The sequence below is a fragment of the Vineibacter terrae genome, from assembly GCF_008039615.1.
Taxonomy (GTDB): Bacteria; Pseudomonadota; Alphaproteobacteria; order Reyranellales; family Reyranellaceae; genus Vineibacter; species Vineibacter terrae.
The window spans coordinates 134,534-150,035 of sequence record NZ_VDUZ01000010.1; the positions used below are offsets into that span (position 1 = coordinate 134,534).

Sequence of the window (15,502 nt, forward strand, 5' to 3'; positions counted from 1 at the left end):
TGCGGGCGTGGACGCCCGCGGTCCAAAAATCAGATCGTGTTGCGGCGGTGCGCGATTGCCAGCGCCTGCTCCAGGTCGGCGAGCAGGTCTTCCTTGGCCTCGATGCCGACGCTCAGGCGCAGCAGGTCGGGCGGTGCCGGCGTCCCGGCGCCTTCGACGCTGGCGCGGTGCTCGATCAGGCTCTCGACACCGCCCAGCGACGTGGCGCGCTTCCACAGCGTGGTGTTGGCGGCGACGGCGACGGCGGCCTGCTCGCCGTTCACGCCGATATCGGCGTTGGGCTTGATGCGGACCGAGAGCATGGCGCCGAAGCCGCCGCGCATCTGCTTGGCCGCCACGGCGCGGCCGGCAAAATCCGGCAGGCCGGGATAAAGCACGGCCTCGACTCCCGGATGGGCGGCGAGCCGTTCGGCCAGCCACTGCGCGTTGGCGCTGGCCGTGCGCACGCGCGGGAACAGCGTGCGCATGCCGCGCAGCAGCAGATAGGACTCGAGCGCGCCCAGCACCGTGCCGAGCTGGCCGCGGATGGTCCGGATGCGCTGCCAGTAGTCGTCGTCGCGCGCCGCCACCAGCGCCCCGGCAATGACGTCGCTATGGCCGTTGAGGTACTTGGTGGCCGCGTGCATCACGATGTCGGCGCCCAGCTCGATCGGGCGGGTGAAGACCGGCGTGGCACAGGTCGAATCCACGGCCAGCCGGGCACCGGCGCGGTAGGCCAGGTCGGACAGCGCGGCGATGTCGCTGATGATCCAGAGCGGGTTGGCCGGCGTCTCGATCCAGATCAGCTTGGTGTAGCCCGGCCTGATCGCGGCTTTGACGGCATCGATGCGGTCGGTGTCGACGAGCTCGACCTTCAGCCCCCAGTGCGTCGCGAAGGTCAGCAGCCAGTTGCGCAGCGACCAGTACATCACCCGCGAGACGATGACATGATCGCCCGGCGTCAGCGCCAGGAAGCAGGCGCTGGCCGCGCTCATGCCGGAGGAGAACACCAGGGCGCCGGCGCCCTTCTCGAGCCGGGCCAGCAGCGCCTCGGGCTGGTTGTAGTTGGGCGAGTCGGCACGGCTGTAGACCCGGCCGGAGCGGTACTGGTTGTCGGGATCGCGCAAATACGTTGTCGACACGTGGATCGGCGGCACGACGGCGCGGGTGGTCTCGTCGACCCAGCCCAGCGCCTGCGCTGCCAGTGACTCGGGGGACAAATGCCTGGTCGTGGTCATGGGTGTTGTCCTGCACCTTCCCCCGGAGGGGGAAGGTGGCGCGAAGCGCCGGAAGGGGGATGTTGTGGCAAAATCGATGTTGGCTGAAGAGAAACCGAATCCGCTCGAACATCCCCTTCCGCCCCTTCGGGGCACCTTCCCCCTCCGGGGGAAGGATCATGTCTCGGTGCCGGCGTTCCCGCTACGCCGCACGCCGCTGCTGGCTGGGGTGGTCGCCGGAAATCTTCAGGAAGTTCTCCAGGATCTTGTGGCCATGCTGCGAGGCGATGCTCTCGGGGTGGAACTGCACGCCATGGATCGGCAGCGTCTTGTGCTGCATGCCCATGATCATGCCGTCCGTCAGGCTGGCGGTGACCTCCAGACAGCCGGGCAGGCTGTCGCGCGCGACGATCAGCGAATGGTAGCGCGTGGCCGAGAAGGGCGAGGGCACGTCCTCGAACACGCCCTTGCCCGTGTTGGCGACGGTCGAGAGCTTGCCATGCATCGGCACGGGCGCGCGCACCACGTTGCCGCCGAACGCCTGGCCGATCGCCTGATGGCCCAGGCAGACGCCGAGCAGCGGCATGTGGGCCTTGGCCGCGGCCGCGATCAGGTCGAGGCAGATGCCGGCCTCGTTGGGCGTGCACGGGCCGGGCGACAGCACGATCCCCGCCGGCTTCAGGGCCAGGGCCTCATCGACCGTGATCTGGTCGTTGCGCCGCACGACGCAGCGCCCACCGACATCGCCGATGAAATGGACGAGGTTGTAGGTGAAGCTGTCGTAGTTATCGATGACGAGAAGCATGGGGGTCTCCGTTGGCGCGCACCGTAGCTTGCAAGGTACGGGCCGTCCACCGCTGATGGCCGCCTTGCGGGGGCGCGCACGGCGTTTCAACCGGACCGCGCGCCTCCCGGCGCGCTCATCGCAGACTGATGAAACGAAGAGCGTGGCAGGCGCCGCGCGGTCCAGTCCAGCCCATCGCGCGCCTCCACAAGCCGTGCACCTGTTGTTCATGACGTTGCGCGGCGCATGGCGTAGGTTGCTGCACAACGCAGAAGCAACCGCCCGTCCGTTCCCCTCGATGTCCACAGTCCTTGATCCGCTGGTGATCGGCCTGCTGCTGGCCGCAGGCCTGATGCATGCCTCGTGGAACGCGATACTCAAATCGGACGCCACCGATCGCGTGACCACCTTCGGTGTCATCATGCTGAGCGGCGCGGTGATTGGCGGCCTGATGGCACCGTTCCTGCCCTGGGTCGCGGCGCCGGCCTGGAAATGGATGGCGGCCTCGACCGCCATTCACATCTTCTACTATTTCTTCCTGCTGCAGGCTTATGCCCATGGCGATCTCAGCCACACATACCCGATCGCGCGCGGCATGGGCCCGTTGCTGGTGGCGCTGTTCTCGGGACGGCTGCTGGGCGAGACGCTGCGGGCGCAGGATGTCGCCGGCGTGGTTCTGCTCAGCATCGGCCTGATCGCGCTCGCGATGCCGTCGCGCCGCATGCCGCACGTGCCGGCGACGCCGGACGCCGTCCGGCGCCATCGGCTGGCGACGCTGTTCGCGCTGCTGACGGGCCTGACCATCGCCGGCTACATCGTCGTGGACGGGCTGGGCGTGCGGGCCGCGGGGCCGACGCTGGAGCACAAGGTCGCCTACATCGCGTGGTTGAACGTGATCGAGGGTCCGTGGCTGTTCCTGTTCGCGCTGGCGCGACGGCGCGCATCCCTGGTGGCCTATTTGCAGCGCGGCTGGTGGCGCGGCGCGGCCGGCGGCGCCATCGCGGCCCTGGGCTACGGCATCGCGATCTGGGCGCTTTCGCAGGGGCCGATGGCGCATGTCGCCGCGCTGCGCGAGACATCCGTGCTGTTCGGCGCGCTGATGGGCACCTTCCTGCTGCGCGAGCCGTTCGGTGCGCGGCGCGTCGTTGCGGCGGCGGTGATCGTGTGTGGACTGATTTTGATGAACGGTCCGCCGCTCTTCTGAAGCCGCGAAGCGCCATGCTATAGTCGGGGCAACGACAACGGAATATCCCCCTCTGATGGCGCAAGGCACGAAGCGGTCCCCCAGGACGGGCCGCAAGACGACACGTTCAGGCAAAGGCGGGCGCGGCCGCGGCAAGGCGGCGCCGGCGACCGTCGGCGCGCGCCTGGATGCCGTGCTGGCATGGTGCGATGCGCTGTGGCGGCGGGCGGGCGCGGCATTGGCGTCGCGCCGGGCCTTCTTCAGCGCCGCCGGCCTGATCGTGCTGCTGGTCGTGGGCGTCGGTGGCGGCTATTGGCTGGCGCAGGCCCTGGTCGGCAGCCCGGGCACCCGTGCGGCGTCGGTGTCGCGGCCGCCGGCCGCTGCCACGGCCCCGAAAGCGCCGCCGCCGGTCCCGAAATACGGCAGCATCGACGAGCTGCCCGACCTGCCGCGCTACAGCGAGGCGGAGGGCCAGCCGCGGCCGGTCTACGAGGAGCGGCCGCCGGCCGTCACGCCGGTCGCGCGCCGCGCCAGCGCCGATGCGACCTGGATGCGCAACGCGATTGCGTTCCAGGATGACCGTTCGCGGCCGCTGATCGTGATCGTCATCGACGACATGGGCCTGGACCGCCCACGGTCGCGCCGCGTGCTGGACCTGCCGGCGCCGCTGACGGTGTCCTTCCTGCCCTATGCGCGCGAGCTGCAGGATCAGGCCCGGGCGGCGCGCGGGCGTGGCCACGAGCTGATGCTGCATCTGCCGATGGAGCCGATGTCCAGCGTCATGGACCCTGGTCCCAACGCCTTGCTGACGACCCTGGCGGACGACGCGATCCGCCGCCGCACGGCGGCGGCGCTCGACAGCTTCGGCGGCTATGTCGCGGTGAACAACCACATGGGCAGCCGCTTCACGACATGGCGGCCGGGGGTCGAGACCGCGCTGAAGCTGATGCAGGCGCGCGGCTTGGCGTGGCTCGATTCACGCACCCACGCCCAGAGCGTGGGCGGCCTGGTGGCCGACGAGCTGGGCATGCCGCATGTCGACCGCCACGTGTTCCTGGACGATGTCGACAGCACCGACAATGTGCGCCAGCAGCTGGCCGAGACCGAGCGCGTGGCACGGCGCCAGGGCGTGGCCATCGCCATCGGCCACCCGCACGATGCCACCATCAGCGCCCTGGCGGAGTGGCTGCCCGGACTGCGCGGCAAGGGCTTCGTCCAGGGCCCGATCAGCGCCGCCATCAAGCGCCGGCTGCGCCTGGAGTAGGGGCTCTTGCTCCTCTTCCGCTGCGTGGGAGAGGTCCAGATCTTAGGCTCCTCTCCCGCGAGCGGGAGAGGAAGGGGCCCATCGCGAAGCGATGGGAAGGTGAGGGCCCAAGGACGCGGCGCCGTGCGTGAAGCCCTCACCCGACGGTCGCTTACGCGCCCGTCGACCTCTCCCGCTTGCGGGAGAGGCTCAGATCTTGGGCTCCTCTCCCGCTTGCGGGAGAGGTTCAGACCCCAGGTTCGACAAGGGCGGCGCGGCGTGCTCATACTGGCGCCATGAGCACCATCCTGCATCGCGAGTATCGACAGTCCGAGCGGCTCGCCGACAGCATCATCCACGTCATCGGCGTCGCGTCGGGGCTGATCGGCTGCGTCGTGCTGGCGGTCCTGGCGTTGCCGTCGACGGGCTACCGGCTGGCGGTCAGCATCGGCCTCTACGGCAGCGGCCTGATGAGCATGCTGTCGTGCTCGGCGCTCTACAACATGGCGCGCGACGGCAGCTTCAAGCGCGTGCTGCGCCGGCTGGACCATTCGGCGATCTTCGTGATGATCGCCGGGACCTACACGCCGTTTGCGCTGCACGTCATCGGCGGCCCCTGGGGCATCGGCCTGCTGGCGTTCGTGTGGACGGTGGCGCTCGCCGGCGTGATGATGAAGCTGTGCTGGCCGCACCGCTTCGAGCGCCTCTCGGTGGTCGTCTATCTCGTGCTGGGCTGGAGCGTCGTGGTGGCGATCGAGCCGCTGCTGGCGGGGATCTCGACCGCCGGCTTCGTGCTGCTGATCGTCGGCGGCGGTCTCTACAGCCTGGGCATGGTGTTCCATCTCTGGAGCCGGCTGCCGTTCCAGAACGCGATCTGGCATGGTTTCGTGCTGGCCGCGGCGAGCTGCCACTACGCCGCCATCCTGCACGAGGTCGTGCTCAGCTCGTAGGTCGCAGGCTTTTGGGGAGAAGACGTCATGGATCTGGGTTACCGCACGGCGACGGCGCTGCTGTCGGACCTCGGCGCCGGTCGCGTCGGGTCTGTCGAGCTGCTCGACCATCTGCTGGCCCGGGCCGAGAAGCTCAATCCGGCCATCAACGCCATCGTGGTGCGTGACACCGAGGAGGCCCGCGCCCGGGCGGCGCAGGCGGACGCGGCGCGGCGGCGCGGCGAGTCGTGGGGGCCGCTGCATGGGCTGCCAATGACGGTGAAGGAATGCTTCGACGTCGCCGGCCTGCCGACCACGGCCGGCGCGCCGGCGCTCAAGGCCAATGCCGCGCAGCGTCACGCCGATGCCGTGCAGCGCCTGGTCGATGCCGGCGCGGTGATCTTCGGCAAGACCAACGTGCCGCTCTTCGCAGGCGACCTGCAGAGCTACAACGACGTCTACGGCACCACCAACAACCCGTGGGATACGTCCCGCGGCCCCGGCGGCTCTTCGGGCGGTTCGGCGGCGGCCCTGGCCGCCGGCCTGACGCCGCTGGAGCTGGGCAGCGATATCGGCGGCTCGATCCGCAACCCGGCGCATTTCTGCGGCGTCTACGGCCACAAGCCCAGCTACGGCCTGATCTCGGTGCGCGGCCATGTGCCCGGTCCGCCCAACTCGCTGCTGCAGGTCGATATCGGTGTTGCCGGTCCCCTGGCGCGCTCGGCCGAGGACCTCGACCTGGCGCTGGCCGTGCTGGCCGGACCCGATGAGTTCGATGCGCCGGCCTGGCGGGTCGAGCTGCCGGCGCCGCGCCAGGCGCAGCTGCGGGACTATCGCATCGCCATCTGCGCCGACGACCCGTTCTGCCCTGTCGATGCCGAGATCGCCGGCCTGATCCGGGCTACGGCGGCGGCGCTGGCGAAAGCCGGCGCCAAGGTCGCCGATGCCAGGCCGGATCTCGATTTCGGACAGAGCTTCCGCCACTTCTATCAGATGCTGGCGGCGACCTTGGCGGCCGGCTTTCCCGAGCCGGTGCTGCAGGGGCTGGAGGCGCGGGCCAAAGCCGCGGCCGACGATTCGATCGCCTACGCCGACCTCTTCGCGCGCGGCGCGTCGATGCGCCATGCCGCCTACAATCAGGCGGCCGCGCTTCGCCAGCAGCAGCGCGCCGCCTGGGGCCGTTTCTTCGGCGACTGGGATGTGTTCCTGTGCCCGGTGGTGCCGATGGCGGCGTTTCCGCACGATCATTCGCCCGACATGCTGTCGCGGCGCCTGACGGTGAACGGCACGGCGCGGCCCTACGGCGATGCCCTGTGCTGGGCCGGGCTGATCGGCAATGTGCGACTGCCGGCCACCGTGGTGCCGATCGGCCGCACCAAGGCCGGGCTGCCGGTCGGCATGCAGATCGTCGGCCCTTACCTGGAGGATCGCACGCCGATCGACGTCGCCCGGCGCCTGGCCGACCTGATCGGCGGCTTCGCCCCGCCACCAGGATACGCTTGAGCCGTCGTATCCACACGCCTCCACCGTCATCCCGAGCGCAGCGAGGGATCTCCTGAGGATTGAGCCTCCCTTCGCGGGAGATCCCTCGCTGCGCTCGGGATGACGAGAACTGTTCCGCCTATCGACGCGCGGCGCTTTCGGCTGTGGCGGGGGCAGGGTGGTCGCCTATGATGCGATGCATTGAGGAAACCCCGGAAGCGGAACCCATCCATGTCTTCGTTCACGCCGGCCGACGCGCGCGGCCGCATCGTCAATCCCTTCGCCGGCCGCGATCTCAACTGGCTGCTCGACTTCCGCGCCGAAACGCGGCGTGACCATCCCTTCCTGGTCTGGGAGCCGTTCGACGGCGAGCGCCAGGTCTGGACCTACGGCCAGTTCCGCGACCGCGTGCTGCGCATCGCCGCCGGGCTGCGCAAGCGCGGCATCAAGGCCGGCGAGACCGTGCTGGTGCATCTCGACAATTCGCCCGAGATGGAATTCCTGTGGTTCGCCTGCGCCCGGCTGGGCGCGGTGGTGGTGACCACCAACACGCGCTCGGCCGGCGCCGAGCTGGAATACTTCGCCGAGCATTGCGGCGCCGCCGCCGCCATCACCCAGCCCGAGCTGGCCGAGATGGTGGCGAAGAACGCCAGGAACATCCGCTGGCTTGCCGTCACCGAGCATCTGGTCGAGGGCGGCCCGCCGCCGGCCAGCCTCGCGCCCGACCGGGCCAGCGCCTTCTCCTCGATCGACGGCGATCCCGCCGACCTGCCGGCGCTGGAGGCGGACCCGTGGCGGCCCGGCTCGGTGCAGTACACGTCGGGCACGACGTCGCGGCCCAAGGGCGTGCTGTGGACGCAGGGCAATGCCCTGTGGGGCGCGCGCACGACGGCGGCGCACCAGATGCTGACCCAGGACGACGTGCACCATGTCGTGATGCCGTCGTTCCATACCAACGCCCGCACCTACTCGATCCTGCCCACCATGTGGGCCGGCGGCACGGTGGTGATGCAGCCGAAATTCTCGGCCCGGCGCTGGTGGGACGTGGCGCTCCGCAACAAGTGCACCTGGGCCTCGACCCTGCCGTTCTTCCTCAAGGCGCTGATGCAGAGCGAGATCCCCAGGCATCACTTCCGCATGTTCGGCAACGCCGTCAACGAGCCGCCGTTCGACGAGGTGTTCGGCGTGCGCACCATCGGCTGGTGGGGCATGACCGAGACGGTGAGCCAGGGCATCATCGGCGACGCGCTGCTGCGCAACCGGCCGATGTCGACGGGCCGGCCGGCTTCGGGCTACGGCATCCGCATCCTGCGCGATGACCTGCAGACCGCGGTGGCGCCGGGCGAGACCGGGCATCTGCAATGCCACGGCGTGCGCGGCATCCAGATCTTCCTGGAGTATCTCAACAACCCGCAGGCGACCAGGGACAGCTTCACCGACGACGGCTGGTTCATCACCGGCGACCGCGTGACGCTCGATGCCGACGGCATGATCACCTTCGCCGACCGCGACAAGGACATGCTGAAGGTCGGCGGCGAGAATGTCGCGGCCTCGGAGATCGAGCGGGTGATCGCGCTGGTGCCGGGCGTCGGCGAGTGCGCCGTCGTGGCCCAGAAGCATCGCATGCTCGACGAGGTGCCGGTGGCGTTCGTGATCCCGGCGCCGGGCGTGCCGGTGGACGGCAACAACGAGCTGCCGGACCGCATCATGGCCGAATGCGCCGCCAAGCTCGCCGACTTCAAGCGGCCGCGCCAGGTGTTCGTGGTCGAGGACATGCCGCGCAGCACGCTCGAGAAGGTGCACAAGCTCGAGCTGCGCAAGCGCCTGCCGGTGGCAGGGTAATCTGAAGCTCCTCTCCCGCTGCGCGGGAGAGGTGAAGCCTCTTGCTCCTCTCCCGCTGTGCGGGAGAGGAAGGGGCCCATCGTGCGCAGCACGATGGGAAGGTGAGGGCCCAAGGACTCGGTGCTGTGCGTGAAGCCCTCACCCGTCGGGCGCTGCGCGCCCGCCGACCTCTCCCGCCAGCGGGAGAGGTTCCAAAGCTACACCGGCATCGTGCGCTTCTGGTGCGCGCGGCCGATGCGGGCGGTGTCCTCGCGGTGGCCGGCCACGACGCGCACGCCTTCGTCGATGCGGGCGGCGATGTTCTGCGCCGTGCAGCCCTCCAGGAACGCCAGCCCGTGCTTGCGGCAGGCGGCGAGGATGCGGTTGCGCGCGTCCCGCATCTCGGCCGGGTAGGGATCGCGCGGCATGGTCGTGTAGCCCAGCGACAGGCTGAGATCGCCCGGCCCCATCTCGGCGAAGCCCAGCCCCGGCACGTCGAGGATCGCCTCGCAATTGGCGACGCCCTCGGGGCTCTCCAGCTTCACGCCCAGCAGCAGCTCGCCCTGCGGGTTGAGCGGCCAGGGATCGCAGCGCTGCATGTAGTCGTCCGGCGCCAGGCCCCAGACCGGCGCCGCCGTCGGCTCCGAGCCTCGGCCGCGCGTGCCCGTGCCCAGCGGCAGCACGGTGCCGGGACGCTGCGCGCCCCGCAGGCGATCATGCGGCGTGGGCAGCGCGGGATCGACGCCGGCCAGCTGGAACGGATAGCGGCAGGACTCGACGAAGGCGCGCACGGCATCGGCCGATTCGGCCTGGCACAGCAGGATGCCATGCACGCCGCGGCCCAGGATCTGGCGGAACTGCCAGGCGTTGAAGCGCACATTGGCCGCGTCGGTGCCGTTCACCGGCGCCTCGACGATCACGGCCGGGGTGCGATGGCCGGAGCGCGTCGGGCCGCCGTCGACCAGGCCGCGCATGTACTCGGCCAGGCCCGTCATGTCGAAGGCGCCATGCTCCATGCCGACATTGATGTAGTCGGCCCAGGTCCGGGCATCGGCCGCGCCCTGGGCATGGGTCAGCACATGGCCGCTGTGCGGCCCGTCGTAGTAGATCGCCTGGTCCTGCGCCAGAAGCTCGATCGCGCGGTTGATGCGGCTGGGCATGGCATCTCCTGGGATCCGATTTCAGCACGCGCAGCCTACACCAAGGCGCGCCGTCCGGCGCCGGCCCTCCAGCCGGGCGCGCGTATGGACCGCGCTGCCGTACCTGCCGTCATCCCGAGCGCAGCGAGGATCTCCCGCGGATGGCGCACGGTGCGTCTTGCTGCAGGAGATCCCTCGCTGCGCTAGGGATGACGGCGAGGTCGAGCGGCATTCGTGACGGCGCGGCAGCACGTCCCACGTTGATCCGCCGCCTGCGGGAAGCGTCGGGGGCTGCGATGATCGCGCTCGGCCTCGGCCTCGCCCTGGCGAAGCGCCCTGCCAGCTGATGGCCGGGCTTCGCGGCGTCCGCTAGGCCTCGTCCTCCTCATGGTCGGTCAGGGTTCCCGTCAGGCTGCGCCACACAAGAACCAAGACGTCCACGCTGGCGGCGAACCACTGACCGTTGTCCCAGTAGGCCGCCACGCGCATCATGCGGGCGCCGGCATGGGAGGGCACCAGCCGGATCGTGGCCGTCAGATCGGTGACGGCGGCGGCGTTCTCGTCGCGGAAATACCGTCCCGAGCCGCGATAGTAGTGCACCTGCGCCAGGTCGGGCGGCGCGATGCCGCCCTTCTCGATCAGGCGGGTGCAGGCGGGCTCGGCATCGTCATTGGTCAGGAAGTCGGCGCAGGTCTTCCAGTCGGGGGTGTCGCGCGGCGCGGCCTGGATCGGGGGCACCACCAATCCGAGCGCTGCCGCGAGCAGCGACGCCCGAAAGATCGCGCGGTTGGACAACAAGCCCCTCACGTCATGGCCGCCTTCCTGTTGCAGGCTTGACGTTAGGCGACTGGGCGCGCAGGTCAATGCGCCAGAGGTCGATTGTACGAGGGCACCGCATCATGCAGCTGCGTTTCATCGGGTGTGGCGATGCGTTCGGCAGCGGCGGGCGCTTCAATACCTGCTTCCAGGTGATGTCGCCGTCGGCCACGGTGCTGATCGACTGCGGCGCGTCGTCGATGGTGGCGCTGCGCAAGTGGGGCGTCGATCCCAACACCATCGATGCCGTCTTCATCACGCACCTGCACGGCGATCATTTCGGCGGCCTGCCGTTCCTGATCCTCGACGCCCAGCTCGTCAGCCGGCGCACCCGGCCGCTCACCATCGCCGGTCCGCCGGGCCTGCGCGCGCGGCTGGCGCAGGCGATGGAGGTGTTCTTTCCCGGCTCGTCGGGCATCGCGCAGAAATTCACCCTCGACGTGGTCGAACTGGCGCCTGACGCGGCCGCGACGGTCGGGGTGGTGTCGGTGCTGCCGATGCAGGTCAAGCATCCCTGCGATGCGCCGCCCCTGGCGCTGCGGCTCACGATCGACGGCCGCAGCGTCGCCTATACCGGTGACACCGAATGGACCGAGGCGCTGGTCCCGGTGGCGCAGGACGTCGACCTGTTCATCGCCGAGGCCTACTTCCATGACCGCAAGGTCCGCTTCCACCTCGACCTTGACACGGTGCTGGCGCACATGGACGTGCTGCGGCCCCGGCGGATGATCCTCACCCATATGAGCCCCGACATGCTGGGCCGCGATCTCGCCGGCCGCTTCGAGGTCGCCGAGGACGGGATGGTCGTCGAGGTGTGACCAATGCGGGCAGGGGTGCCTATGGGTCCAGAGAGGTGGCTTCCGCGCCTCGGAATGGCGGCTCGCCGTCATTGATGGCGCCGGCAGCGCGCGATACCGTGGCGGCCAGGCAAGGCATGCCAGCCTGACGAGGACCGCTCATGCATATGAACTTCACCGAGGCCGATATCGCGTTCCAGACCGAGGTGCGCGACTGGCTGAAGGAGAACCTGACACCCGAGATCGTCGCCGAGGCCAAGGTGGCGCGCAACGCCTTCATGAGCCGCGAGCGGCTGCTGGACTGGCAGAAGCGGCTGGCCAGGAAGGGCTGGCTGTGCACCAACTGGCCGAAGGAATATGGCGGCCCCGGCTGGACGCCGACGCAGAAATACATCTTCGAGATGGAGATGGCGCGGGTGGGCGCGCCGGGCACGTCGCCGTTCGGGCCGCGCATGTGCGCGCCGGTGATCATGAAGTACGGCAACCAGGCGCAGAAGGACAAGCACCTGCCGCCGATGCTCAATTCAGACCTGATCTGGTGCCAGGGCTACTCCGAGCCGGGCTCGGGCTCGGACCTCGCCTCGCTCAAGACCCGGGCCGTGCGCGAGGGCGATTTCTACATCGTCAACGGCACCAAGATCTGGACCACGACGGCGCATATCGCTGACTGGATCTTCTGCCTGGTGCGCACATCCAGCGGCGGCAAGCCGCAGGACGGCATCTCGTTCTTGCTGATCGACATGACGACGCCGGGCATCAAGGTCGAGCCGATCATCACGTCGGACGGCAACCGCGCCGGCACGCACGAGGTCAACCAGGTGTTCTTCACCGACGTGAAGGTGCCGGTCGAGAACCGGGTCGGCGAGGAGAACGTGGCCTGGACCTACGCCAAGTACCTGCTGGAGTTCGAGCGCGGCGGCAGCGCCTACAGCCCGCGCCTGCGCAGCTCCTTCGAGCGGCTCAAGCGCCTGGTCGACGCCACCGCCGACGGCGACAAGACCCTGATGCGCGACAACGCCTGGAAGGAGAAGCTGGCGCGCACCGACATCGAGATCGCCAGCCTGGAGATGTTCGAGCTGGAGTTCTACTCGCGGCTGGCCAGCGGCCAGAATCCCGGGCCGTGGTCGTCGATGATCAAGCTGCGCGGCACCGAGATGATGCAGCAGGTCCAGGAGTACGCGGTCGAGGCGGCGGCCCATTATGCCATGCCGTTCCCCGTGCAGCGCGTGCCCGGCGCCAATGACGAGCCGATCGGCCCGGAGGGCTCGGACGTGCTGGCGCCGCGCTACTTCAACGGCCGCAAGATGACGATCTATGGCGGCTCCTCGGAAGTGCAGCGCGGCATCATGGCCAAGGCGATCCTGGGGCTGTGACGAAAATCCTCCCCACGCCTTGGCGTGGGGAGGGAAGAGGGAGGCCCGGATGATCACGCTCTACGATCTGGAGTTCGCCGACGGCGCGCGGCCAAGCCCGTTCTGCTGGCGTACGAAGTTCGCGCTGGCGCACAAGGGCCTGGCCTGGCAGGAGGTGCCGATCGGCTTCGGCGAGAAGGACAAGATCGCCTTCTCCGGCCAGAAGCTGGTGCCGGTGATCGTCGACCATGCCCACGACGACAAGCCGGTGCACGACAGCGGCCGGATCGCGGCCTACCTGGAGCAGACCTATCCCGACAAGCCGCTGCTCGGCGCCGACCCGGCCTTTGCGCGCTTCGTCAGCAACTGGACCAATTCAGTGCTGCATGCCGGCCTGTTCTCGCTGATCGTCGGCGACATGCATGCGCGGGTGCGGCCGCAGGATAGCGACTATTTCCGCCAGAGCCGGGCCAAGTGGCTGGGCACCGAGGATCTCGCCGGCTTCCAGGCGGCGGCGCGCGCGAGCCGGCTGGCGGCGTTCCGCCAGAGCCTGGAGCCGCTGCGCCTGCAGCTCCGGGCAGGGCCGTACCTGAGCGGCGAAGCCCCGGCCTATCCCGACTACATCGTCGCCAGCGCCTTCCTGTGGGCCCGCACGGCCTCGGTGTTCGCGCTGCTCGACGACGCCGATCCCATCGTCGCCTGGCGCGAGCGCATGCTCGACCTCTACGGCTTCCGGGACCGGCAGAAAGCGGCGGCGTAAGCCCCGATCCGGACCATACGAGCGCGGTCGAGCCGTCATCCCGAGCGCAGCGAGGGATCTCCCGCGGAAGACGCACGGTGCGCCATTCGCGGGAGATCCCTCGCTGCGCTCGGGATGACGGGCGCGCGCAATGACCCGGATCAGGCCGTGCCACGTCGTCGCCGTGGTCCGGCGGGGCGCGCGCAGACGCGCAGTCCGTCGCGGACCCGGCCCAGCACCTCGGCGTCGCCGCGAGTCGAATAGACGGCATAGACCGAGTGCGAGAACTCGGGCGCGCGCCGCACGCGCTGCAGGCGGCCGTCGGCCAGGTGCTGGCGCACGGCGCTGGCCCGGAAGTAGCCGGCGCCGCCGACCGTCAGCAGGTAGGCCAGCGCCAGCGGTCCCAGCGTGATCGAGACCGGCGGATTGGCGAGCTCCGGATAGGCCGCGCGATGGCTGGCCATGAAGGCCGAGCCCCAGTCGACCAGCACGTAGTCGTCCGTCCGCCAGGTGCCGTCGGCCGCCGTGGTGACCATGACCAGCGTCTCCTCGACGAGCAGCTCGACCACGAGGTCCGAGCGTGTCGGCGGACTGTGCAGCACGGCGAGGTCGAGGGACCCTTCCTGGACGCGGTCGAGCAGCCGGCCCGGCGCGTCGACCTCGGTGCGCAGCGCGATGTCGGCGCAGTGGCGGCGCATCCACACCAGCCAGTCGGCCAGCAGGGGATCCCACAGGCTGAGCTCGCCGCCGACGCTCACGACCTCGGCGCGTCCGGCGGGCAGCGCCACCTGCTGGCGCGCCCGCTCCCAGACCTGCACCAGCGCGGTGGCGTGCCGCACGAAGCGGTCGCCGGCTGCCGTCAGCCGAGCGCCGGCCCGGTTGCGCACGAAAAGGCGCCGGCCGAGCTGCTGCTCGAGCACGCGGACGCGGGCGCTGACCGCCGTCTGCGTCAGATGCAGGCGGTCGGCGGCGGTGACGAAGCTGCCGCTGGCGACGACCTCGAGGAAGGTGCGCGCAAGGCCGATATCCATGATTCTCTTATAGCAAAACCATTGCTGTCAAACAGCAATAGCATTCGCTTGTCTGCAGTGTCGTCGAGCACCAGCTTCAGTACATGACGACAGGCAGGACGACCATGACGGAGCTTCCGGGACCGGGACTGAGCGCAGAGCAGTGGCAGCAGATCAAGGCGCTGGTGCAGGCGCTGAGCCCGTCGCAGACCTTCTGGGTCAGCGGCCATTTCACGGGCGTCGACAAGGCGGCGCAGTGGATCGCGGCCCAGATGGCCCTGGCGGTGGCGCCGGCATCCGCATCGGCGCCACGACGTCCGCTCACGATCCTGGTCGGCTGCGAGGCGGGCGCCAGCGCCGGTATCGTCGCTGCCCTGGCCAGGGCGGCGGCCGCGGCCGGGCTTGCCGCCGAGGTGATCGACATGGCCGACTACGCGCTGCCGCGGCTGCGCGATGAGCAGGACATCCTGGTTGTCACCAGCACCAGCGACGCCGATCCGCCGACGCCGGCGGCGCCGTTCTTCGCCTTCGCGGCGGCTCGCCGGGCACCCCGGCTGCCGGGGGTGCGCTATGCCGTCTTCGCGCTCGGCGCGGCCGGGGACGAGCGCTACCGCGAAGCGGGACCATGGCTTGACCGGCGCCTCGAGGAGCTGGGCGCGACGCGCCTGCTGCCATGCGTCGATTGCGACCTCGGCGAGGTGGCCGCGTCCGGTGCGGCGAGCCGCCGCGAGCCGGGGCCGCGGCGCTGCACGCCCTGGTCACCGCCGCGCCGCTGCCGGACCGGCAATGGTCACCGCCGGACCTGAGGCGGCCGGCCATCGCATGTCGTCATCCGTCATTCCGAGCCTTTGTGATCTTCCCCCTCCGGGGCAGGGCGATCGCATATGGCGCGACGCCGCGCTGGTGCCCTTTCCGTCATCCCGAGCGCAGCGAGGGATCTCCCGCGGATAGCGCACCGTGCGTCTTGCCGCAGGAGATCCCTCGCTGCGCTCGGGATGACACGTCACTCGC

The 15,502-nt window shown here is 69.8% G+C and carries 14 protein-coding genes; 9 read left to right on the forward strand and 5 right to left on the reverse strand.

Annotated elements, in window-relative coordinates; genetic code table 11:
- Nucleotides 1-29: 29 nt before the first annotated feature.
- Nucleotides 30-1,217 (reverse strand): trans-sulfuration enzyme family protein, encoded by a 1,188-nt coding sequence (locus tag FHP25_RS11295; RefSeq protein ID WP_147847025.1) that lies wholly within the window; start codon nucleotides 1,215-1,217, stop codon nucleotides 30-32.
- A 181-nt stretch (nucleotides 1,218-1,398) separates the two neighbouring features.
- Nucleotides 1,399-2,001, reverse strand: coding sequence for an anthranilate synthase component II (locus FHP25_RS11300; protein ID WP_147847026.1), 603 nt, complete (start codon nucleotides 1,999-2,001; stop codon nucleotides 1,399-1,401).
- A gap of 208 nt (nucleotides 2,002-2,209) precedes the next feature.
- On the opposite strand from FHP25_RS11300, the gene FHP25_RS11305 reads away from it, so the two are divergent.
- From FHP25_RS11305 to FHP25_RS11325, 5 genes are all read left to right on the forward strand, one after another.
- The gene (locus FHP25_RS11305) at nucleotides 2,210-3,184 is read left to right on the forward strand and encodes an EamA family transporter (protein ID WP_231712298.1); all 975 of its coding nucleotides are present in this window, start codon (nucleotides 2,210-2,212) and stop codon (nucleotides 3,182-3,184) included.
- Nucleotides 3,185-3,239: 55 nt separating this feature from the next.
- Entirely contained in the window at nucleotides 3,240-4,427 is a 1,188-nt protein-coding gene (locus FHP25_RS11310) for a divergent polysaccharide deacetylase family protein (protein ID WP_147847028.1), read from the forward strand.
- A 275-nt stretch (nucleotides 4,428-4,702) separates the two neighbouring features.
- Nucleotides 4,703-5,356 carry a PAQR family membrane homeostasis protein TrhA gene (trhA, locus tag FHP25_RS11315; RefSeq protein ID WP_147847029.1) on the forward strand — a complete coding sequence of 218 codons (654 nt, stop codon included), beginning with the start codon at nucleotides 4,703-4,705 and terminating at the stop codon, nucleotides 5,354-5,356.
- Nucleotides 5,357-5,383: 27 nt separating this feature from the next.
- The gene (locus FHP25_RS11320) at nucleotides 5,384-6,838 is read left to right on the forward strand and encodes an amidase (RefSeq protein WP_147847030.1); all 1,455 of its coding nucleotides are present in this window, start codon (nucleotides 5,384-5,386) and stop codon (nucleotides 6,836-6,838) included.
- A 210-nt stretch (nucleotides 6,839-7,048) separates the two neighbouring features.
- Nucleotides 7,049-8,659: an AMP-binding protein gene (locus FHP25_RS11325; protein ID WP_147847031.1), complete on the forward strand. Its 1,611-nt coding sequence runs from the start codon at nucleotides 7,049-7,051 to the stop codon at nucleotides 8,657-8,659.
- 197 nt (nucleotides 8,660-8,856) lie between these two features.
- On the opposite strand, the gene FHP25_RS11330 is transcribed toward FHP25_RS11325, so the two are convergent.
- Both FHP25_RS11330 and FHP25_RS11340 read right to left on the reverse strand, forming a co-directional pair.
- Nucleotides 8,857-9,798 (reverse strand): aldolase/citrate lyase family protein, encoded by a 942-nt coding sequence (locus FHP25_RS11330; protein WP_147847032.1) that lies wholly within the window; start codon nucleotides 9,796-9,798, stop codon nucleotides 8,857-8,859.
- 348 nt (nucleotides 9,799-10,146) lie between these two features.
- Nucleotides 10,147-10,584 (reverse strand): tetratricopeptide repeat protein, encoded by a 438-nt coding sequence (locus FHP25_RS11340; protein ID WP_147847033.1) that lies wholly within the window; start codon nucleotides 10,582-10,584, stop codon nucleotides 10,147-10,149.
- Nucleotides 10,585-10,676: 92 nt separating this feature from the next.
- Between FHP25_RS11340 and FHP25_RS11345 the strand changes: the two genes are divergently transcribed.
- The 3 genes from FHP25_RS11345 (at nucleotide 10,677) to FHP25_RS11355 (ending at nucleotide 13,502) form a co-directional block, all read left to right on the forward strand.
- Nucleotides 10,677-11,411, forward strand: a complete 735-nt coding sequence (locus FHP25_RS11345) for an MBL fold metallo-hydrolase (protein WP_147847034.1) — start codon at nucleotides 10,677-10,679, stop codon at nucleotides 11,409-11,411.
- 140 nt (nucleotides 11,412-11,551) lie between these two features.
- Nucleotides 11,552-12,763 (forward strand): acyl-CoA dehydrogenase family protein, encoded by a 1,212-nt coding sequence (locus tag FHP25_RS11350; RefSeq protein ID WP_147847035.1) that lies wholly within the window; start codon nucleotides 11,552-11,554, stop codon nucleotides 12,761-12,763.
- Between the two features lie 49 nt (nucleotides 12,764-12,812).
- Nucleotides 12,813-13,502 carry a glutathione S-transferase N-terminal domain-containing protein gene (locus FHP25_RS11355; protein WP_147847036.1) on the forward strand — a complete coding sequence of 230 codons (690 nt, stop codon included), beginning with the start codon at nucleotides 12,813-12,815 and terminating at the stop codon, nucleotides 13,500-13,502.
- Nucleotides 13,503-13,642: 140 nt separating this feature from the next.
- On the opposite strand, the gene FHP25_RS11360 is transcribed toward FHP25_RS11355, so the two are convergent.
- Nucleotides 13,643-14,512, reverse strand: coding sequence for a LysR family transcriptional regulator (locus tag FHP25_RS11360; protein WP_147847037.1), 870 nt, complete (start codon nucleotides 14,510-14,512; stop codon nucleotides 13,643-13,645).
- Between the two features lie 104 nt (nucleotides 14,513-14,616).
- Here FHP25_RS11360 and FHP25_RS11365 point away from each other — a divergent pair, with 104 nt between their 5' ends.
- Nucleotides 14,617-15,297, forward strand: a complete 681-nt coding sequence (locus FHP25_RS11365; protein ID WP_178133463.1) for a flavodoxin domain-containing protein — start codon at nucleotides 14,617-14,619, stop codon at nucleotides 15,295-15,297.
- Nucleotides 15,298-15,502: the final 205 nt, after the last annotated feature.